1 protein-coding gene is annotated in these 5514 nt (G+C 48.2%); it reads right to left on the reverse strand.

Translation table 11 applies throughout. The features are described from left to right. The coding region (locus JXQ92_RS19195; RefSeq protein ID WP_421988269.1) for a Calx-beta domain-containing protein at positions 1-5514 on the reverse strand (5514 nt) is incomplete at both ends.

Raw genomic sequence — 5514 nt, forward strand, 5'->3', positions numbered from 1 at the left:
CATCATCATTGGTGATCGTTACAGTTGCCTGGTCATCGATATTTCTATCTCTAACATTATTGTCAAGGGTTGTGCTGAAGATGCCTACATCCAGCACCTCATCTGCCTCCAGAATCTGATCTGCTGTCGGAATGACTGTGAAAGTCTTTGTCTCTCCTGCCGTACCTGCAAAAGACAGTGTCTGACTCACCGCAGTGTAGTCGCTTCCTGCTGTAGCAGTGGCGTCAGCACTGGCAACCGTCACATCAAAGGCCTGGTCTACTGCCTTGTCAAGGGTAGCTGTTAAGGTAATGGCTCCACCATCTTCATTTCCACTCATATCTCCGATAGTGATCGTTACCACATCATCATTGGTAATGGTACCGGTTCCGGTAGCATCGGCTAATGTTACAGATCTGCCGCTTACCTGTAGGTTGCTTAAGTCGACTGTGAAGTCCTCATCTGCTTCTACCAGGTCATCATTGGCTACAGTCACCGTAATCGTCTGGGTCTCACCTGCGGTGCCTGCAAAGTTCACCGTGCCGGAGTTAGCGGTATAATCACTACCTGCGGCGGTCGCTGTACCATCAGCTGTAGCATAGTTTACCGTAAAGGCTGCATCAACCGCTGCATCCAATGTTACCGTGAATACAAAGTCTGTTGTGGCTCCGCCATCGGCATTCTCAGCCTTAGTCACATCATCGATTGCGAGTGTAGCGGCATCATCATTGGTAATCGTACCCGTTCCTGTTGCTGTGGCAATGGTAAGGTTCTTACCGTTGGCCTGAACGTTAGAAAGCGTCACTGTGAAGTTTTCATCCAGTTCTACCTTAGCATCACCGACCACCGATACGGAAAAGGTCTGTGTTTCACCTGATGTGCCTCCTGAGAAGTTCAGGGTGCCACTGGCAGCAGAATAATCGCCATCAGCTGTGGTGGCCGTGCCATCTGCTGTGACATAATCCACAGTGAAGGACTCATCTATTGTTCCGGTCAGTGTAGCAGTGAAAGTATAAGTGGTGGTTCCACTAGCGCCTTCATTCATAGTCACATTATCGATGGCTAGCGTGGCTGCATCGTCATTGGTGAGCGTACCAACAGCCATATCAGTGATGGCTACAGACAGGCTGGTGGCCTGAAGGTTATTCATAATAATGTCTATAGTCTCATCAGCTTCTACCTTCGTGTCTGCCGATGGGGTCACCGTAAACTGCTGAGTCTCCCCTGCCGTTCCTGTAAAGGTCAGTGTCTGGCTGGTCAAAGCAGTATAGTCAGAGTCTGCTGTAGTGGCCGTATTGTCAGAAGTATTTACATCTACTGTAAAGCCGCCTTGTACCCCTACATCCAGCGTAGCAGTGAAGGTAAGGTCGCCTCCGTTCTCTGCGCCACTCACATCTTCTATCGTTACTGCTGCATTGTCGTCATTATTAATAGTCACTGTAGCACCATCTGAGATATCAATACTCAAGGAAGTAGCTCCAAAGTTGCCTTGGCTCACCGTCAATGTTTCATCAGCTTCCAGTTTGGTGTCTGCTGTCGGGGTGATTGTGAAGGTTTGCATCTCACCTGCTGTTCCTGAAAAGGTCAGCGTCTGACTAGTAATTGCAGTATAATCATCACCTGCTTCTGCAGTGCCATCAGCGGTGCTCACGTCTACCGTAAAGCCGCCTTGCACAGCATTGTCTAGGGTCGCTGTAACGGTAATGTCGCCACCATTCTCTGCTCCTGTGATGTCTGCAATAGTTACTGCTGCTGCGTCATTGTCATTAATGGTATAGGTATGCACCTGATTGGTGCCGGCATTGGCATTGGAGAGGTTAGACAGGGTCACTATAACCGTTTCATTAGACTCAAGGATTGCATCATCCACTATGCCAGCTATCGTGATCGTCTTCTGTACATCACCTGGGTTAAAGGTTAGTGTACCAGCAGCAAGGGTATAATCAGTTCCCTCTGTCGCGGTTCCCGTCAAAGCATAGTCGGCCGTGACTGTCAGACCACTGGCCAGACTCAGGTCTACTGTAATGCCTGCACTGCTCACACTCTCTGCTCCATTGCTTGAAGCTGCCGTGAAGGTTAGGTCTGGCGTATCATCATCAGTGATTGTGATGGTCTGTTGCTGCGTTCCATCTTCAGTACCATTAGTTACTGCTGTTATATCTAATATGATGGTCTCCGCTGCCTCTGGGTCTCCATCATTCACAGGAGTAATGATTACTGGTGCTGTGGCTGATGGGCTACCTGCATTAATCGTAATCGTTGTACTCGCATTACTATTATAGTCTGTACCGTTGATTGCCGTACCTGAGTAACCGATCGTTACATCTACATTCTTGCCTGATACCGCTGATAATGTAGCAGTAAGCGTTGCTGTACCACTGGCCTCATCAATGCTGCTATTGTCTACCGACAGGCTTACTGTTGGCTCTGCATCATTATCAGTAATGGTATAGGTATGTGTGGTCTGCCCTCCCAGTGTTGCATTGCTTGGACTGGATAGGGTCAGAATGATCGTCTCGTTTTCTTCATCTAACAGGTCATCAACGATGCCCACTATCTGCTGCTGGAAGTTCTGATCTCCCGGGTTGAAGGTGATCGTGCCACCAGTTGTGGTATGATCGGTCCCTCCTGCTGTGGCTGTTCCTGTTACCGCATAGTTTACAGTAACCGTTTTGCCACTCACAGCGCTTAGTGATACCTGAACATCCTGGCTCGGCTGATCCTCTGTCTGAGCATCAGTTGCCAATGCAAAGGCCACTGTGGGCTCTGCATCATTATCGGTGATGGTATAGGTGTGTTGGGTATTGGTACCTAAAGTCGCATTCGTTGGGCTACTTAGAGTCACAATCACTGTCTCGTCCACTTCATCCAGGACATCTTCTATGATGCCGGCGATCGTGATGTTATTGCTTGAGTTGCTCGCTGTGATCGTGAGCGTGCCATCAGCCAGGGTGTAATCTGTGCCTAAGCCGGTAGCTGTTCCCGTTACGGTATAGCTAACTGTAACGTCTCTGCCACTTACTGAACTTAGCGCCACCTGAAGGTTGGCACTGCTCACACTCTCCGCGGCACTACTTGTGGTGCTTGTAAAGGCAATCGTTGGCGAGGTATCATCATCTAGTATCGTATAGGTATGCTGGGTAGTGGTACCCAGGGTCAAGTTCACCGGGTTGGACAGGATCACAATTACCGTTTCATCGTCTTCATCCAGGGCATCACCTATAATACTGGCGATCGTGATGTCTTCAGTGGCATCTCCTGCTGTGAAGTTTAAAGTTCCACTGTTCAGCGTATAATCGGTGCCACTACCTGAGGCTGTCCCTGTCACCGTATAGTCTACCGAAGCATTCTGGCCACTTACTGCACTCAAGGCCACCTGTAGGTTGGCACTGCTCGTACTCTCTGCTCCGCTGCTGGTGGCGCTTGTGAAGGCTACCGTTGGCGTAGCATCATTGTCATTGATCGTATAAATATGCTGTGTATTGCTGCCTAAGGTAGCATTGACTGGACTGCTTAGGCTGACGATTACCGTCTCATCTACTTCATCCAGGGCATCCTCTACTATACTACCGATCGTGATGTTATTATTCGCATCCCCTGCACTGATTACAAGTGCTCCATTAGCCAGCGTAAAGTCTGTACCTGAGCCAGTGGCTGTGCCGGTAATCGTATAGTTGACCGTTACATTACGACCACTTACAGCACTTAAATCAACTTGTAGATCAGCACTGCTCACCGACTCTGCTCCATTGCTAGCAGTAGTATTGAAGGATACCGTTGGCGTAGCATCATTATCGTTGATCGTATAAGTATGTTGTGTATTGGTGCCCAAGCCAGCATTGGTCGGGTTGGATAGGGTCACTATCACTGTCTCATCATTCTCATCAAGGGCATCATCGATAATACTGGCGATCGTGATGTTCTTAGTGACATCTCCAGGATTAAAGGTCAGTGTACCATCGGCAAGTGTATAGTCTGTACCTCCACCAGTGGCTGTACCTACTACGGCATAGTTAACCGTAACTGTCGCCCCACTGGCCGAATTCAAGCTTACCGCAAGATTGGCACTCGAAGTAGACTCTGCTGCACTGGATGTGGTACTACTAAAGGCTACCGAAGTATTGATTGTGGTAAAATTCAAAGTTGTATTATCAGTAATGCCCGCAAAACTATTGCCAGCCGTATCATCAATAGCCGTGGCAGCAATCTGAACTGAATAATTGTTATTCAATTCCAGGTTTGCTGTAGGGTTTATTGTGAGTACAGCCCCACTGATAGAAGCCTGCGATCCCGGGATGGCTGCATCAATGACAATGGTATTGGTACCAGCACCGGTAATATCAACCAGCGTAATATTGCCTGTTCCGAAAGCAATGTCTTCATTGAAAGTGATCGTAATATCTCCTGTAATGCCTACATCAGTAGCGTTATCTAATGGAGAGGTGGAACTGATGGTCGGGTTGGAGGTATCAATCACCAACGCCTTGTTGGCACCCAATGAATTGGGCGCTGCCGGGGACGGTAGGGTTAATGTAGCTGCATTGCCTGCCCCATCAGTAATAGTTCCTGAGTTTAGTGCCAAAGAGTTATTGGTCTCATAATCCAGATCAGCACTTACATCACCTGCCTGTACCGTGTAGTTAAAGGTCAGCGTAGTACCTGGTGAGCCTGAAGTGTAGTTCACCGTTCTGTCGGTAGTACCAGTTTCCAAGGTAAGTTGTGGTGTGCCAGTAACCGTTACCGACTCACTGAAAGTGACCGTGACTGCAATTACATTTCCTGCAATAAAGCTGCCATCAGCTGTTGATGAACTTACGCCCGTTACCGTTGGAGCTGATGCATCAACAGTTACCGTACTAGCATTGGTGGTGGCCGTAACCTGAGTACCGGAAATACCCGCATCGTCTACAAAATCAACTGTAAAGGTAACTGCACCGTCTGCATCCTTGTCGGTTCCTGGGGTAGAGCCCACACCATCTACAGCGTAAGTCACGTTGAAGTTCTGGAAATCCGGGGCTCCAGGGTTGTCATGAGCAACTGTTATCGGCCCTTGAACATCGGTTCCGCCACTCTTTATCGCAACTGTTGGCAATGCGCTTAATACATCTGATGAGGCAAGGTCCAGTAGTACCGTATTACCGTCTTTAGCTCTTTGATTATCTGTTCCATTATCAGTTATCAAAGTAACCGTTGATAAAGTTGGCGCATTGAAGTCGGCCTCTACACTGCTTGCATCGGTTGTGGTGGTAACCTGTGTACCGGAAATACCCGCATCATCTACAAAGTCTATCGTAAAGGTAACTGCACCCTCATTCTCTGTGCCTAACAAAGTATAAGTCGCACTGTAGTTATTACTTCCAAGATCGTTTACCGTTGCGGTGACACCCGTACCACCAATGGACATACCCACTGTTGGGTTAGCACTGAGTACATCAGTCGAAGTAAAACTCAAGGTGACTACATCACCGGTTGTGCCATGTTGATTGTCAGTACTGTTATTGGTTGATAAAGTCACCGTAGTTAATGTAGGTGCAT

Source organism: Roseivirga sp. (genome assembly GCF_049099775.1).
Lineage (GTDB): Bacteria > Bacteroidota > Bacteroidia > Cytophagales > Cyclobacteriaceae > Roseivirga.